The 15,672-nt window shown below is 59.0% G+C and carries 12 protein-coding genes and 1 tRNA gene; 8 read left to right on the top strand and 5 right to left on the bottom strand.

The features are described from left to right. The first annotated feature begins 81 nt into the window (after positions 1-81). The 6 genes from glgX (at position 82) to GF1_RS00625 (ending at position 5,750) form a co-directional block, all read left to right on the top strand. Positions 82-2,196, top strand: a complete 2,115-nt coding sequence (glgX, locus tag GF1_RS00650) for a glycogen debranching protein GlgX (protein WP_267927696.1) — start codon at positions 82-84, stop codon at positions 2,194-2,196. 42 nt (positions 2,197-2,238) lie between these two features. Next, positions 2,239-2,772, top strand: a complete 534-nt coding sequence (locus GF1_RS00645; RefSeq protein WP_267927695.1) for a GDSL-type esterase/lipase family protein — start codon at positions 2,239-2,241, stop codon at positions 2,770-2,772. A 122-nt stretch (positions 2,773-2,894) separates the two neighbouring features. Further along, complete coding sequence (locus tag GF1_RS00640; protein ID WP_267927694.1) at positions 2,895-3,782, top strand: DNA-binding protein; 888 nt, start codon at positions 2,895-2,897, stop codon at positions 3,780-3,782. A 6-nt stretch (positions 3,783-3,788) separates the two neighbouring features. Beyond that, positions 3,789-4,757, top strand: coding sequence for a ketopantoate reductase family protein (locus GF1_RS00635; protein ID WP_267927693.1), 969 nt, complete (start codon positions 3,789-3,791; stop codon positions 4,755-4,757). Continuing rightward, positions 4,726-5,331, top strand: coding sequence for a 5' nucleotidase, NT5C type (locus tag GF1_RS00630; protein WP_267927692.1), 606 nt, complete (start codon positions 4,726-4,728; stop codon positions 5,329-5,331). Before GF1_RS00635 ends, GF1_RS00630 begins: the two co-directional genes overlap by 32 nt. Beyond that, entirely contained in the window at positions 5,328-5,750 is a 423-nt protein-coding gene (locus GF1_RS00625; protein WP_267929089.1) for an NUDIX hydrolase, read from the top strand. The genes GF1_RS00630 and GF1_RS00625 overlap by 4 nt, the downstream gene beginning before the upstream one ends. A gap of 314 nt (positions 5,751-6,064) precedes the next feature. Here the strand turns inward: GF1_RS00625 and typA are convergent, their stop codons facing one another. The 3 genes from typA to GF1_RS00610 all read right to left on the bottom strand — a co-directional run bounded on the left by typA (position 6,065) and on the right by GF1_RS00610 (position 11,506). After that, positions 6,065-7,864 carry a translational GTPase TypA gene (gene typA / locus GF1_RS00620; protein WP_267927691.1) on the bottom strand — a complete coding sequence of 600 codons (1,800 nt, stop codon included), beginning with the start codon at positions 7,862-7,864 and terminating at the stop codon, positions 6,065-6,067. Positions 7,865-8,003: 139 nt separating this feature from the next. Next, entirely contained in the window at positions 8,004-9,272 is a 1,269-nt protein-coding gene (gene ltrA / locus GF1_RS00615) for a group II intron reverse transcriptase/maturase (protein ID WP_267926322.1), read from the bottom strand. 857 nt (positions 9,273-10,129) lie between these two features. Then, positions 10,130-11,506, bottom strand: a complete 1,377-nt coding sequence (locus GF1_RS00610) for a DEAD/DEAH box helicase (RefSeq protein ID WP_267927690.1) — start codon at positions 11,504-11,506, stop codon at positions 10,130-10,132. A 133-nt stretch (positions 11,507-11,639) separates the two neighbouring features. Here GF1_RS00610 and GF1_RS00605 point away from each other — a divergent pair, with 133 nt between their 5' ends. Then, on the top strand, positions 11,640-12,290 hold the full coding sequence (locus GF1_RS00605; RefSeq protein ID WP_267927689.1) for a hypothetical protein: 651 nt from the start codon (positions 11,640-11,642) through the stop codon (positions 12,288-12,290). A gap of 173 nt (positions 12,291-12,463) precedes the next feature. Further along, the gene (locus GF1_RS00600) at positions 12,464-12,805 is read left to right on the top strand and encodes a histidine triad nucleotide-binding protein (RefSeq protein WP_267927688.1); all 342 of its coding nucleotides are present in this window, start codon (positions 12,464-12,466) and stop codon (positions 12,803-12,805) included. A gap of 183 nt (positions 12,806-12,988) precedes the next feature. Here the strand turns inward: GF1_RS00600 and GF1_RS00595 are convergent. Together GF1_RS00595 and cysS are read right to left on the bottom strand one after the other, a co-directional pair. Beyond that, positions 12,989-13,065, bottom strand: a tRNA-Arg gene (locus GF1_RS00595). Between the two features lie 104 nt (positions 13,066-13,169). Next, positions 13,170-15,548: a cysteine--tRNA ligase gene (gene cysS / locus GF1_RS00590; protein ID WP_267927687.1), complete on the bottom strand. Its 2,379-nt coding sequence runs from the start codon at positions 15,546-15,548 to the stop codon at positions 13,170-13,172. Positions 15,549-15,672: the final 124 nt, after the last annotated feature.

Raw genomic sequence — 15,672 nt, 5'->3', positions numbered from 1 at the left:
GGACGCGAAACCGGGTAAGGTAATACTTGGTGTTATTACTCCATGTATTCAGCATATAATAATAACCATTATCAAGTCAAGATGAAAAATAGCTTCCCGGTTCAACCTGGGGTTCCGGTGCCTCTGGGACCTTCCCGCCTGCAGCACGGAATCAACTTCGCCCTGTTTTCCCGCCATGCAGAACAGGTCTCCCTGATCCTTGAACGGGAAACCAATGCCGGCCTCCAGCGCACAGAAATCCCCCTTGATCCGAAGATCAACAAGACCGGAGATGTATGGCATATTCTGCTCCAGGAGCTGCCTGAGAAATTTTTCTATGGTTACCGGCTCGCAGGCCCCTACGATCCCGATGGCAGCGGCCACCGGTTCGATGACCGGTTGGTCCTGCTGGACCCGTACACCCGGGCCATCCGTCCGGCACCCTGGGGCAAACAACGTTTCTGCCTGGGCCAGACCCCCTGCAGCCTGGTCCCGGATACCTGCTATGACTGGGAAGGCGACCGGCCACTGACCAGGCCGCTCAAAGACACCATCATCTATGAAATGCATGTCCGCGGCTTCACCCGGCATCCCTCCTCCGGAGTGGCCCATCCCGGCACATTTCGCGGGGTGGCCGAGCAGTGTGACTACCTTCGGGAGCTGGGAATCACTGCGGTGGAGCTCATGCCGGTCACTGAATTTGACGAGAACCAGTGCTTTTTCCGCGACCCGGATACCGGAGAACGGCTAAAGGACTACTGGGGCTACAACCCTCTCTCCTTTTTCGCCCCCAAAAGTGGCTATGCCAGTGAACCCGCCCGGGTCCTGGACGAATTCCGGGACATGGTCAAGGCCCTGCACCGGGCCGGAATCGAGGTGATTCTCGACATGGTCTACAATCATACAGCCGAAGGCGGAGCCCAGGGGCCGACCCTGCATTTCAAGGGCATCGACAACACCATCTATTACCTGCTCGACCCGTGGACCCGGGCCTATCTCAACTTTTCCGGTTGCGGCAATACCTGCAACTGCAACCACCCGGTTGTCCGCAGCCTGATCATGGATTCCCTGCGCTGGTGGGTGGTGGAGATGCACGTGGACGGTTTCCGGTTCGACCTGGCCTCGATCCTGGGCCGTGACCAGCAGGGCCAGGTACTGGCCAACCCGCCTATGGTGGAGATGATCGCCGAGGATCCGGTGCTCGCCGATACCAAGATCATTGCCGAGGCCTGGGACGCAGCCGGACTTTACCAGGTGGGCAGCTTTTCCACCCACCCGCGCTGGGCCGAATGGAACGGCCGCTTCCGGGACGATGTCCGGGCCTTCATGTGCGGTCTGCCCGGTTCGGTACCCCACCTGGCCACCCGGATAGCCGGCAGCTCGGATCTCTACCAGCACAGTGACCGGAGACCATGCAACTCCATCAACTTCATTACCAGCCACGACGGTTTCACCCTCTGGGACCTGGTGAGCTACAACAAAAAACACAACAGGATGAACGGCGAGGACAACCGGGACGGGGAAAACAACAACATAAGCTGGAACTCCGGCGTCGAGGGCGAGACCGGTGATCGGGCGATCAACGAGCTGCGGCGCCGGCGCATCCGGACCATGGCAGTGATTCTCTTTCTCTCCCAGGGCGTACCCATGCTGGTGGCCGGGGACGAATTCTGCCGGACCCAGCACGGCAACAACAATGCCTGGTGCCAGGACAATAAAATTTCCTGGATCAACTGGGAGCTGGTGAAGAAAAACCATTCCATGCACCAGTTTTTCCAGCACCTTATCGCTCTGCGAAAAGCCCACCCGATCTTCCGACGGGACGATTTCTTCGTTCCCGGCAGTGATCCCGACCATCCACCCCAGGCCCAGGAGATTATCTGGCAGGCCAGAGAACCGGGCATGCAGGACTGGTCCGAACAGGCCAGAATCCTCGCTTTTACCCTGAACGGCGCCACCCTGCCTCCGGACGGTGATGACGATTTCTTTGTCATGCTCAACGGCCATCGGACCACCCTCGAACACTTCCTGGTCCCGCCTCCCCCTGAGCCTCGAACCGGACGAATCTGGCACAGGATAATCGACACCGCCGACAGCGACTCCACCAGCCATATTCTCAAACCAGACCAGGCCCCGGTTGTCCGACCGGGCACCAGGGCCCGGGTGGCGCCCATGGGCTGCGTGGTCCTGCAGTCAAGGCAGGGTGCCAACCGTTAACCAACCCGTAAGCTCAAACAAGATCGCCCCGGGAGGCGTTTTATGCACACTTTGTTACTTATCGGTGATTCTCTGATAGAATTTGGCGACTGGCCGGCCCTGCTGCCGGGGGTCAATGTTATCAACCGCGGCGTTGCCGGCGAGACAGTGGAAGATCTGGCCGTCCGGATCGGAGACGAGGTTACCCGGGCGGAGGCCGACGCGATCCTCATCATGTGCGGCACCAACAACCTGCTCATGGGCAACCACTACTTTCCCGCCATCTACCGCAGTATGCTGCCCAGAGTCCTCGGTCTCTGTCCGGAGACGAACCTGACCCTTACCTCCATGCTACCCATGGCCCTTCCCTGGCCCGGCAGGGAGGACATTGCCAGGGTCAACCGGGAGTTGGAATCCATATGCCGGGAGACCGGTTGTGATTTTCTCGACATGGTCAAACCCTTCGAGCAGTACTGCCTGCCCATTACCCAACCCTGTTTCCTGAACGACGGGGTCCACCTGTCCACCCGTGGCTACCAAGTCTGGGCCCGGGAAATCGCCATCCATTATCATTATCCATCGCCACCCTCACTGTGATGGTTGACAGAGATGGCGTGAAATCGTATATGTAGAAACATTCGTATGCGGCAGGCATTATTGCTGCATAGCGCTTCCAGCCAGGAAGAGATTCTTATTCCTCATACATAATGGAGAAATCAATGAAGTATCATCATAGGTTCTTATGCGGCGCCCTCATGCTCGCCCTCCTTGCCACCCCGGCCTTTGCCTCCGACACGGCCACGGAGGGCAAAAACAATGTCCCTGCACCCGAAATGGGTCTGGACGGCAAGCCCATCAAGGGCAAGGTCCTGGAGACCATGAACGCCGCCGGCTACACCTATATCAACCTGGAGACTTCCCAGGGAAAGATCTGGGTCGCTGTTCCCCAGGCCAAGGTCGAAGTGGGCAAAGAGGTGACGGCCATGCCGGGCATGGTGATGGCCAATTTTAAGTCCAAAACCCTGGGCCGCACCTTTGAAACCATTGTCTTTTCGTCCGGTATCGGCGAAGGGGACGTGGCCTTCAATCCGCACCAGATGGGCGGGGGTGGTCCCATGATGGGTGGTACCGGCGGAGGTGACAACTCCTTTGCCGCCGCCCTCCAGGCCGAGACCGGAGCGGCCAACCCCCACGCCAACATGGGCATGGGCGGTGACCTGACCATGGACGCAGCGGCCATGGCGGCTTCCCCGGGGGCCAGTGGGGCCGTGGTCCCTTCGGCTGATGTCAAAGTGGAAAAAGCCAAGGGCGACAACGCCTACACTGTCGGCGAGATTTTCGCCAAGGCCAAGGAACTCAACGACAAGAAGGTCAAGGTCCGGGGCAAGGTCATGAAGGTCTCCCGGGCAATTATGGGCAAGAACTGGGTCCACATCCAGGACGGCAGCGGCTCGCCACTGGAAAACAGCCATGACCTGGTGGTAACCACCCAGGCAGACCCGGCCATCGGTTCCGTGGTCGAGGCCGAGGGTACCCTGCACGCCGACCGTGACTTCGGGGCCGGATACATGTACAAGGCGATCATCGAAGATGCGACCGTAAAATAGACAACCATGAAACTAGTGATTGCCGGGCCTGGAGCCCTTGGTTCCCTGCTGGCGGCCCGTATCACTCTCTTTCTTCAGACCCAGGGGAGCCAGAGCCAGACAAGGCTCTGGCTTCTTGATTACAGGCCGGACCGGGCTGAACGTATCAGCCAGGCCGGCATCCGGCTCCAGGAAAAGGAGCGCTCCATATCGGTCCCGGTGAAGGCAACCGCCCTTCCTGCGGACATTTCCACCTGTGACATCCTGATCTGCTGCACCAAGACGGCCACCCTTCGCGCCTGCCTGGATCATGCCAGCCCCCTTATCACCCGGGAAACCCTGGTCATCGGCCTGCAGAACGGTATCCTCCACCCGGATATTCTCCGGCAGAGCCGGGGTATCCCGGCGGTGGGCATCACCTCGGAAGGGGCGACCCTGGAAGGGGAAGGCCGGGTACGCCACGGCGGCAGCGGCCTCACCCGTTTCGGGTTGCTTGTTCCGGTGGTGCCGGAAGCCACAGAGCGACTGCGCTCGCTGGCCAGACTGTTCGAGGAGGCCGGCTTCCAGGCCCGCTACACGGACAATCCGGAGAAACACCACTGGCACAAGCTTTTCATCAACGTGGGTATCAACGCGCTGAGCGCCATCTACAACCGGACAAACGGCCAGCTGCTGACCTCCTGCTCCCTGCGCGAACCCATGAAAAAGGCCGTGGCAGAAGCCGTGGCCGTGGCCCGGGCCCTTGGTATTACCGTGAACGGCGATCCCATACGGACCGTCTTCCAGGTCTGCCGCCAGACCCGGCATAACGTCTCGTCCATGCTCCAGGATGTACGGAACAAAAAGACCACCGAGATTGATGCCATCAACGGGGCCGTGGTTGCCCTGGGGAAAAAACTCGGCATTCCCACCCCGGTGAACGAGAATCTTGTCCAGCGCGTTCGGCGCCTGGAGGCCATGTACCATGAACAGGACAGCCACACAGAAGAGAAATAGCAAGACCATCGATCCGGCCCGGCTCGGCTTTGATTTCGACGGGGTGGTGGCGGATACGGCCGAAGCCTTTATCAGGCTGGCCTGCGAGGAGTATGGCCGGTGCGATATCCGGCTCGAGGATATCACCAGCTTCGAGGTGGAGGAATGCCTGGCCATGGATCCTTCGGCGATCCAGGCCATATTCATGAAAATCCTGCTGGACTCAGTGGGCACCGGTCTCAAGCCCATGCCCGGGGCTGTAGAAGTCCTGGGAGAACTGAGCGAAAAGGCACCGGTCACCCTGGTCACGGCCCGGCCCCATCCCGAACCGGTCAGTGAGTGGCTGGCCACGGTTCTGCCCCCCTCGACCCTGCCGCGGATTCACATTGTCGCCATGGGTGCCCATGATGACAAGCCGCGCCACATCAGGGATCGGGGACTGGAGTGGTTCATCGATGACCGGGCCGAGACCTGCCTGCAGCTGCCGGAACACGGCATTACTCCCATCGTCTTTTCCCAGCCCTGGAACAAAGGGAAGCACCAGCTGCCCACCGTATCGAGCTGGGAGGAAATCAGGAGCTTGTGTCTGCAGTGAAATGTCCGCAATGCGGGGCCGAGATACCCGTCTACAGAAACCCGGTGCCCACGGTGGATATTATCATTGAAACCGGGGAAGGTATTGTCCTGATCGAGCGCGGGAATCCGCCTTTTGGCTGGGCCCTGCCCGGAGGATTTGTCGACTACGGGGAATCGTTTGAAGAGGCTGCAATCCGCGAGGCGAAGGAGGAGACCGGACTGGAGGTGGTCCTGGTGCGCCAGTTCCATACCTATTCCGACCCGAAACGCGACCCGCGTCAGCACACGGCCTCCACGGTCTTCATCGCCACTGCCGACGGCACGCCCAGGGGCGGGGACGATGCCCGGCAGGCAAAAATATTCACCCGCGACCGATTACCGCCCCTGGTCTTTGACCACGGACAGATTCTCAGCGATTACTTCAGCAACCGGTATTGAAGTAACCTCTATCCCTCCACCGGGCAAGCCCTACAACAGCGCCTTGAGCACCAGATAGACCGCCAGCCCCACACCTATGGAGCCATACATGAGCAGTCAGGGGGCGCAGTCGTCACCCGAGCGGCGCAGAAACAGGACCAGGGCTCCGATTCCCGCCAGCAGAGCGATTCCCAACAGGATCAGATCTTTCATGGCATGTGTGCTAACATACAAGTTTTCTTGCAGCTGCGGTTGCAGCTGAAGTTCTCAACTCCGGCCAGCAGGGCGATACACCGGCCGGAACTGACGAGAGCTTTTGCATATATTTCATACAGTTACGCCCGGATTTTGGCATCCCGACTCTTGCGCAGCCGGATGATTTTCGGGGTGATCTCCACCAGTTCGTCATCGTTGATGTAGGCAATACAGTCCTCGAGACTCATCTCCCGCGGCGGGGTGAGGATCACCGCCTCGTCGGAACCCGAGGCCCGCATGTTGGTCAGTTTCTTGCCTTTGGCCGGATTGACCACCAGGTCGGCAGGCCGGCAATGCTCGCCGATGATCTGGCCCTTGTACAACTCCTCGCCGGGACCGATAAAGAGCTCTCCGCGATCCTGGAGATTGAACAGGGCATAGGCCACGCTGGTGCAGTTCTCCTTGACGATCATCACCCCGTTGCTCCGGTTCTGGATCTCGCCGGCATAGGGCCCCCATTCGGCGAACACGTAGTTCATCACCCCCATACCGCGGGTATCGGTCATGAACTCGGAACGGTAGCCCAGGAGACCTCGGGTGGGCACCTTGAACTTCATCCGCGTCATCTGGTTTTCCACCTGCATGTCCTCAAGAACCCCTTTCAGCTTGCCCAGTTTCTCGATCACCACGCCCTGGTACTGCTCGTCCACGTCCACGGTCAGCTCCTCGTAGGGCTCCATGGTCTTGCCGTTCTCCTCCCGCATGATGACATGGGGCCGGGTGACCTGGAACTCGTAGCCTTCCCGCCGCATCTTTTCGATCAGTATGGAGAGATGGAGCTCACCCCGGCCCGAAACCCGGAAGCCCACTCCATCGGTGAGCGGCTCCACCTGCAGGGCCACATCGGCAAGAATCTCCCGTGACAACCGCTCTTCCAGGTGGCGCGAGGTGACGAATTTGCCATCCTGGCCGGCAAAGGGCGAATCATTGGGAATGAAGTTCATGGAAATGGTCGGCGGGTCGATCTCGATCAGGGGCAGCGGCCGGGGATCGTCCGGGTCAGTGAAGGTCACGCCCACGGTGACATCGTCCATGCCGGCCACAGCCACTATGTTGCCGGTAACCGCCTGCTCCAGCGGCACCTGCGTATTGCCGGCAAAACCGAAGATCTTGTTGATCCGTACCGGCTTGATGGAGCCGTCTCGGCGGGCCACCACCACCGAATCATTGAGATTCAGGGTTCCGTTGACCACCTTGCCGATACCGAGCCGCCCCAGATAGGGCGAATAGTCGATGGTGTTGATCTGGAGCTGCAGCGGCGCCTCCGGGTCACCGGCCGGCGGCGGCACGTGGTTGATGATCATCTCGGAAATCAGCTCCATCCCCTTGCCCGGCACCGCGGTATACTCGGGGTCAGCGACCATGAACCCCTCTTTGGCCGAACCGTAAACCACGGGAAAATCCAGAATTTCGTCCGGAGCATCGAGCCGGCCGAGCAGGTCAAAGACCTGGTCCACACACCATTCGCAGCGGGCCGCTTCCTTGTCGATCTTGTTAACCACCACCAGGATGGGCAGCTTGGCGGCCAAGGCCTTCTTGACCACGAAAAAGGTCTGGGGCATGGGACCTTCCTGGGCATCCACCAGCAAAAGCGCCCCATCGGCCATGCGCAGGACACGCTCCACCTGGCCGCCGAAATCGGCATGGCCCGGAGTATCGATGATATTTATCTGGTAGTCGCCATAGTTATAGGAACCATTTTTGGAGGCAATGGTAATCCCCCGCTCCCGCTCCAGGTCCATGGAGTCCATGAGCCGCTCAGCCACCTGCTGATTGTCACGGAACATGCCACTCTGGCGAAAAAGCTGATCCACGAGGGTTGTCTTGCCATGGTCGACGTGGGCAATGATGGCCACGTTTCTGATCTTGTCCTGCTGCATAATATCCTTACAAAAACGGCTCCAGAGCTATCCGGGAGCCTGAAAATCGAGTAGGGTGAGGCAAGTTAATTACGCTTGCCTCATCCCTCTCACAGAACCGTACGTACGGGTCTCGTATACGGCTCCTGTTTATTTTCCTTCATATTGAAACAGAGATTCCAGTAGATACAGCACCAAGATCAAAGAGACCCAAGCCCCGGTGTAAATATCCGTTGGGCAGGGCATAATGGCTCAAAGGACTTGCCGCATTGGCCCAGGAGTTCATTTTGATCGCATCAAACTTCCCCCTGTATCCAAGCTGCCTCAGCCTGCGGTGAAGCCGATTGGGCTTCTTCCACAATTTCAGCTGGATGGCTCGCAGTCTTCTCCGAATCCATCTCATCAGCCTTGAAAATTCTCCTGTGCAGTTCGCTATCCGGAAGTAGTTGGCAAATCCCCTCAAGAGCGGATTGAGATCTGCAATCACTTTCTCAAGATTCACCGGGGAATTACGCCGGGTCATTGCCTTGACCTTTGCCTTGAAAGACTTAATCTTGCCTCGCTGGATTTGCGTATACTGAGAGCATACGGATACTCCCAGAAAGTTTACGCCCCGACTGCTGTGGCAGATATGGGTCTTTTCACGGTTGACAGTCAGCAGCAATTCTCCTTCAAGATAGTGCCGTGCCTGCTCAAGAGCATTCTCGGCCGCTTTCTTTGATTGGCACAGAATCAGGATATCGTCCGCATAGCGGACTATTCGGTGGCCACGATTCTTCATGAATTGATCAAAAGAATCGAGATACACATTGGCTATCAGAGGGCTGATCACGCCGCCCTGTGGACTGCCGATCTCGCTAGCCGTAAATCCCGAATCCGTCATTACACCGCTCTTCAGAAACTTCTCCAGGAGACCGAGGATACTCCCGTCCCTGATCCGGCGACGAAAGGCGCTGAGGATGAGATCATGGTCCAAGGTGTCAAAGCATTTGGACAGATCCATATCAACTACCCACTTTCGATCGTAGTCACGGATAAACATCGTCGCCTTGGATATCGCCTGATGACAACTGCGGCCTGGGCGATAGCCATAGCTCGACGGGTGGAAATCCCGATCGAATATCGGCAGGAGAATGTCGAGCAGTGCCTGCTGCACTACACGGTCACGGACTGCTGGAATACCGAGCAACCGAACTCCTCCGGTTGGCTTGGGTATCTCTACCCGGCGCACGGCCAGTGGCTGGTAACTCTTTTCCCACAGTTCCTTCAGGAGACAGTCGATGTTGGCTTCGGCTGATGCGGCAAAGTCCTTGATGGACTGGCCGTCTATTCCGGCAGCTCCCTTCGCAGACCTCACCTTCCCAAACGCCTTGTGCAGAGCGTCCCTGCTCAGCATCCGGTCATACAGACTGTACCAAACGTCAACCATGCTCCTGTCCTGCGTCCCCATCCCTCCACTTCTGCCTGGAATCCCCGGGTCTTCACCCAAATGAGAGCGCCTTCTATCCCAATGGGCAATGTACGCTCAACTGTTCAGGTTACTCCGATGAACGGCCAAAATCAGCAGACGGCCTCTCACAGCATACCGCCGAAAATGTGCCCCGCCCCGTCGGGCAGCTTGTGTTCTGACTCCAGACCTCCATGATCTTCAGGGAACCTTCAAATAAACTTCATCCCTTCGCAACTGATACCGCTTTTGGCAAATACCAGCCCCTGTCAAACAACGCTGACAGGTCATCCCGGTTTTATCCTCCACGCTGTTACCAGGCTTCTCCGGCCGGGATTTCATCACTACTACGGAATCATCTGCCACCTCCCACCGCTTCGGTAGGCCTTGGATCTCTCCTTGAACCTTCCTTAACTCTCGTACTGCAAGTACGCTAGGAGGCTTCCCCGGTTAAGGCGAACTCCCGGTGAGCAATCCCATCCTCAATCACGCCAAAGGTCTGACCAGGTATCGGGCTTCACGCTATTGTGCACGCTTACCCACCTATGACGCCGAATCAGGTTCACTTACGCTATGTACCGCTCACTTCCTATCGCTTCCTTCAGACCCTGCCGTTGCCAGCAACGCCCTTGCGATTCGGATTGTCTTCCCCCTGGTCGGGGTGACGCCTGCGTTCCGCAGGCTGGGTTTGCCCGCCATGCCGGGCAAACACAGAAAAAGCGCGAAGTCGGCTTCGCGCTTGAGTACCCAACTATAAAATTGTTCAGTATACACAAGAAAAAACAAAAAGACAAGGAGATTACCACCAGGCCCTCCCGGATGCAGGAACGGAGCCCGACCTACCAGCGGGACAACACCTCAGCCCTGGCCTCGGCAGAGCGGCGCAGGACCGGAACCTTGACATCCACATAGTCGATCACCAGGGCCTTCTTGCCCTCTGCCGGACGCATGACCCTCCCCACCACCTGCAGCAGCCGTCCCTCGAACTTGATGGGCGTGGCCAGGACCAGAGTGGAGAGACCCGGGCAGTCAAACCCCTCGCCGATGAGCTGAACCGTGGAGATCAACACCGGCACCTGACCCTCCTGCACCTCACGGACGATTCTGGCCCGCAGCTCCGGAGGCACCCTGCCGGTGAGCAGGGCCGCATCCACTTTCCGGCGGTACAGCTTGCGGCGCAAGATCTCGCAGTGGGCGACCCGGTCCGACACCACCAGGACCGTCCCCTGATGGCCGTCCTGCACCAGCCTGGCGATATCATCGGCTATCTGCTCGTTGCGCTGCTCATCGGCAACCAGCCCCTTGATCAGTTTGGTATACTCACCGCGGTAGCCGCTTCTAAAGCCGGTTTCCTTCTGGACAAGCTCGGGCCGGACCACGGCACCGCTGGCGGCAAGGACGCCGGGATCCACCGCATGGACCCGATCGCCCATGTAGCAGTAGATCAGCCGGGTCATCCCGTCTTCCCGGCGAAAGGCGGTGGCCGAGAGCCCGAGCATGAAATGGGCGTCAAAACCACTGACCACATCGGTGAACAGGCTGGCCGGTACCCGGTGACATTCATCGACAATGAGCTGTCCGAAAAGGGGAGTGAGCTGGGGGAGCCGCCTGCGGGCCGTATTGACAATGGCCACGGTCACCGGCCGGGGATCGAACCGGCCATCTCCGGCCAGGCCAGCTTCCAGGCCGAGGAAGGTGCGAATCCGCTCCCGCCACTGGTGGAGCAGCTCTTTGGAATGGACCAGAATAATGGTTGGCTGCCGCCTGGCCGCCACCACGGCCAGGGCCATAACGGTTTTACCCGAGCCGGTGCCGGCCTCAAGCACTCCGAAGGACCGCCGGATCACCGCCTGCACGGCCTGTTCCTGGTAGGGCCGGAGCTGGCCTGAAAACTCCAGTTCCAGCGGCTCCAGTAGCCGGCGCTGATCGATGATCTCCGGTGGCTGGCCGGTCAGCTGACGGCAGAGCTGTACGGCCCGGTTGCCGTAGCCCCGGGGGAAGAACAGCTCGTCACCCTGCTCCCGGAAAAAATAGAGTTCAGGTTTGAGATCCCGGCCGATCCAGCGCGAGTAGCGCCGGGCGGCCAGGTACTTGGGATTTTTGATGGTCAGATCCTTTTTGATCTGCCGCGTCAGGACATCCGGTGCCCCGGCAAGGCCGCATTCCGAGATCACCCGCAGGACCACCCTGTTATCCGACATACTCTGCAATTGCACACCTGCCTGTTTTCCATTATCCTGCCAACAACCTTGAATCAGTGTATTGTTTTTTGATATCTGAATTGTCCAGCTTCACTGATTCAGGAGGAAGAAATTACTGGTATCAAACTCCAAAATTCCCGGTCCTGTCATGTCCTTTTTACGCCTCTGCATCCTGTTGTCGGTTCTTTTCCTGCTGGCAGCCTGCCCACCGGCCTCGGCCAGCCGGGAGCCGGTGACCATCACCGTAACCCAGTCCGCCATTCTCCAGACCCTGCGCTCACTCCTGCCGCTCTCTTTTGCGCCGGAAAACGACTCTTTTGAGGGAACCATTGAAATCCGCGCCATCGATCGGCTCCAGATCCACGACAACCTCCTTTCGCTGGACACCATGATCGCCGGTCGCGACGTCAGCATCCGAACCCGGGTGGGCGGCCAGACCGTGCGCCTGAAGGTGGGCACCCTGACCATGGGGGTTTCCTGCGACCTCAGGCTCGAATTTGATCCGGAAAAGCAAATCCTCTACCTGACGCCGCACTTCAGGATGCCACCCCGGGAACGAAGCGGTTCCGCCGGCACGACCCTGTTTCCCCTGCTGGCCGCCCTGGGCAACAGGCCCTATCCCCTGCCCCTGAATACCATCACACCCTTTACAGCCACAACGGGAGACAAGCTCCTTTCCCTTGCCCTGGAGCCCACCGCGGTCACCGCTGCCGAGGGCATCCTGCGTATCAGCCTCAAGCCCAGGGCCACGAAACAGCCCGTGTCCGCCCCGCAGACCGCGGCCCGTCCGGAACGCTGAGGAGCAGGGAAAAATCACGGTCCACTTTGCCACCCGACCTGGAAAAACAAAAAATCCTGTGATGATCCGGACAAAGTCCTTTATAATTGCCTGCAGGTACAGAAATCCGTCCTGGCCGGCAAAACACCCGGTCCGGACGTCCGATTCAACCCCAAGGCTTCCGAGGAAATGGTATGTCTGACAACTGCCTGTTCTGCAAGATCATCAAGGGGGACATCCCCGCCGACATCCTCCATGAAGATGACGAGATCCTGGCCTTCCGCGACATTGCGCCCCAGGCGCCGGTCCACTTTCTGGTCATCCCCAAGAAACACATCAGCGGACCTTCGGATGTGGCCGCGGAAGACGAACAGCTGATCGGCAGACTTATGCGGGTCGGCAGCGAGATTGCCAAGAAGGAGGGTATCGACCACTTCCGGGTGGTCTTCAACAACGGCGAGCAGGCCGGCCAGACGGTCTTCCACATCCACATGCATATCCTCGGCGGCCGGGCCATGGACTGGCCTCCGGGCTGATCGGCCGAAAGGCTCAGCGCCCGGCCCTGCTCCCCCATGGCCTGGATTCCATTGGTGCAGAGGTTCATGACAACCAAGTGCAGATGGGCGGCATCGGCCAGGACCATGCCGCTCTCCTGGATTCTTTGCCCCAAAAAAAGACCCGGCCAGGAAAAACTTCCTGACCGGGTCTGTGGGATGTTCTGGCGCGCCAGGAAGGATTCGAACCCTCGGCCTGCGGATTAGAAGTCCGCTGCTCTATCCAGCTGAGCTACTGGCGCAATTTTCTTTTTTTCTTATCCTGCACTAACCCGTCGACAGCAGGATCTGCAGATCCGATGGATTGCTAATGTACCGGGGAGTCAGGCGGAAATCAATATACAATTCACCCCTCTTCCAGGGACCCCGGATTTTCCTGCAGCGGTTCCACCCTGTCGCACAGCCGACACACATCCGCCTGTTCCCAGACCGGCCCGTTGGCGGTATCGTGGATGGTGATGCCGAGGCGCTGAAGCTCCTCGCGCACCTCGTCGGCCCGTTTCCAGTCCTTTGCCTTCCGGGCCTCTTCCCGCTCCCTGATAAGGCGGTCGATTTCCGGGGCCAGGGGACACTGGTCAAGTGACATGATGCCAAGCACGGAATTGATCCGGCGCAGCAGGTCAAAGATATCGTTCTTCTGCTCCCGATCCAGGCTGGACTGCTGGAGAACCGGATTGGTATGCTTGATGAAATCAAACAATGCACCGATGGCGCCCGATATGTTGAGATCATCATCCATGGCCTCGAAGAACCGCTGCTCCAGACGGGAGACATAGACGGTGACCTCCGGATGGGGCAGCCCCGGCGGCAGACAGAGCAGCTTGCGGGTGAACTCGTCGATGCGGCGCAGGGCGGTGCGGACCGAATCGAGACGGCGATAGGAAAAATGGAGTGGCTTGCGGTAATGGACTCCGAGGAGTAGAAAGCGAACCTCGCGACCAGTGTAGCCCCGCTCCAGGACCTCGTCAAGGACGACCACGTTACCGGCTTCGGCCGACATCTTCCGCCCATCCTTGAGCAGCAGGCCGGAATGGAGCCAGTACCGGGCCAGCGGTTTGCCGGTCAGGGCCTCGGCAATGGCGATCTCGTTCTCATGGTGAGGAAAAATCAGATCCTGGCTGGCGGTATGGATATCCAGGGTCTCACCCAGGTACCGGGTGGACATGGCGGAACACTCAATATGCCAGCCCGGCCGGACATTGCCCCAGTCGGTTTCAAAAAAGATGCCCTTTTTCAGTTCACCCAGGGTGGAGCGCTTGAGGAGAGTAAAGTCCCGGGGATTGTCCTTTTCATAATCGTCCAGGTCCACCGTGCGGCCCACCTGGATCTTGCCCAGGTCCACCCCGGAGAGGCGGCCATAGCGCTTGAACTTGGAAATATCGAAATAGATGGAGCCGTGCTTCTCGTAGGCATATCCCTTGTGGATCAGTTCATGGGCAATCTCGATCATGTCGCCGACATGCTCTGAGGCTCGCGGATAGCCGCTGGCCTGCTTGACCCCGAGTTTTTCCGCCGCCTCCTTGAAGGCCTGGATATACCTGTCCGTGAACTCTTTGAGCGGCTGGCCCGCCTTTTCCGCCCCGGCAATGGTGTTGTCGTCCAAGTCGGTGAAGTTCATGTAGGACTGTACCTCATAGCCCTTGAGTTCCAGGTAGCGGACCATGAGGTCGGCCACCACCAGCCGCCGGCAGTGGGCCAGGTTGGGCGGTTCATAGGCCGTGGGCCCGCAGGCATAGAAGGTGACCCGTTTCTTGGCAATCGGCTCAAAGGGCTGCTTCTTCCGAGCCATGGTGTTGTAGAACCGAAGCGTGGAGCGCTTTTTTTCCTGCCTGGTCTGCGGCACAAACAGCGGGGTGCTGAGGTAGCGCTCACCGCCATCGGGTAAAATGGCCACCACCATGCCCTGGTCGATCTCTCCGGCCCTCTCCAGGGCCGCCACCATGGCCGCCCCCGAACTCATGCCGACAAAAATGCCCTCTTCCCGGGCCAGCATTCTCGCCATTTCGAAGGCATCGTCGTCGGCCACGTTGACAATCTTGTAGGGCAGGGACTTATCAAAGATACCGGGGCGATACGACTCCTTCATATTCTTGAGCCCCTGGATCTTGTGGCCATAATAGGGCTCCACCGCGATCACCCGCACCTCCGGATGGTGCTCGGCGAACCAGCGGCACAACCCCATGGCCGTGCCCGAGGTCCCCAGGGTGGTGATAATGTCGGTTACCTGGCCGCCGGTCTGCTCCCAGATCTCGGGCCCGGTGGTCTGATAATGGGCCTGCCAGTTGGCGGGATTGTTGAACTGATCGGTGAGATAGTAGAGTTCCGGATGTTCGCGGGCCATGGCGTAGACCTTTTCGATGGCTCCATCGGTGGCCCGCTTGGCCGGGGTGAGGATGATTTCAGCCCCGTAGGCCTGCATTATCTGCCGCCGCTCCACACTGGCCGACTCGGGCATGACCAGCTGACAGCGATACCCCTTGGCAGCGCAGACCATGGCCAGGCCGATACCGGTGTTGCCACTGGTGGCCTCGAGCACGATCTTGTCCGGGGTCAGCTCGCCGCTCTTTTCCCCTGCTTCGATGAGCGACAGGGCTATCCGGTCCTTGACCGAGCCGCCGGGGTTGCGGGATTCCAGCTTGCCGACCACCGTGGCCCTGTGGCCGGCCGCCAACCGGACAATGGGGACCAGCGGGGTGTTTCCGATAAGTTCTATTATGTTTTTCATAGGTTATGATCTCAGCTCGAAAAAAACCATCCTTGGGAACAGTGAAGTGTATCCGGGCCAACCAGTGCCGGGCCCAATGGTTCTTCATATAATACTATTTACAGGCTCCCGGCAAGACAGGCGT

Source organism: Desulfolithobacter dissulfuricans (assembly GCF_025998535.1).
GTDB lineage: Bacteria > Desulfobacterota > Desulfobulbia > Desulfobulbales > Desulfobulbaceae > Desulfolithobacter > Desulfolithobacter dissulfuricans.
The sequence above is the reverse complement of the archived record's forward strand: the minus strand, read 5'-3'. Positions and strand labels throughout refer to the sequence as shown.

Coding starts and splice junctions, on each gene's coding strand:
- glgX (WP_267927696.1), top strand. CDS start 82: ATGAAAAATAGCTTCCCGGTTCAACCTGGGGTTCCGGTGCCTCTGGGA.
- GF1_RS00645 (WP_267927695.1), top strand. CDS start 2,239: ATGCACACTTTGTTACTTATCGGTGATTCTCTGATAGAATTTGGCGAC.
- GF1_RS00640 (WP_267927694.1), top strand. CDS start 2,895: ATGAAGTATCATCATAGGTTCTTATGCGGCGCCCTCATGCTCGCCCTC.
- GF1_RS00635 (WP_267927693.1), top strand. CDS start 3,789: ATGAAACTAGTGATTGCCGGGCCTGGAGCCCTTGGTTCCCTGCTGGCG.
- GF1_RS00630 (WP_267927692.1), top strand. CDS start 4,726: ATGAACAGGACAGCCACACAGAAGAGAAATAGCAAGACCATCGATCCG.
- typA (WP_267927691.1), bottom strand. CDS start 7,864: ATGCAGCAGGACAAGATCAGAAACGTGGCCATCATTGCCCACGTCGAC.
- ltrA (WP_267926322.1), bottom strand. CDS start 9,272: ATGGTTGACGTTTGGTACAGTCTGTATGACCGGATGCTGAGCAGGGAC.
- GF1_RS00605 (WP_267927689.1), top strand. CDS start 11,640: ATGTCCTTTTTACGCCTCTGCATCCTGTTGTCGGTTCTTTTCCTGCTG.
- GF1_RS00600 (WP_267927688.1), top strand. CDS start 12,464: ATGTCTGACAACTGCCTGTTCTGCAAGATCATCAAGGGGGACATCCCC.
- cysS (WP_267927687.1), bottom strand. CDS start 15,548: ATGAAAAACATAATAGAACTTATCGGAAACACCCCGCTGGTCCCCATT.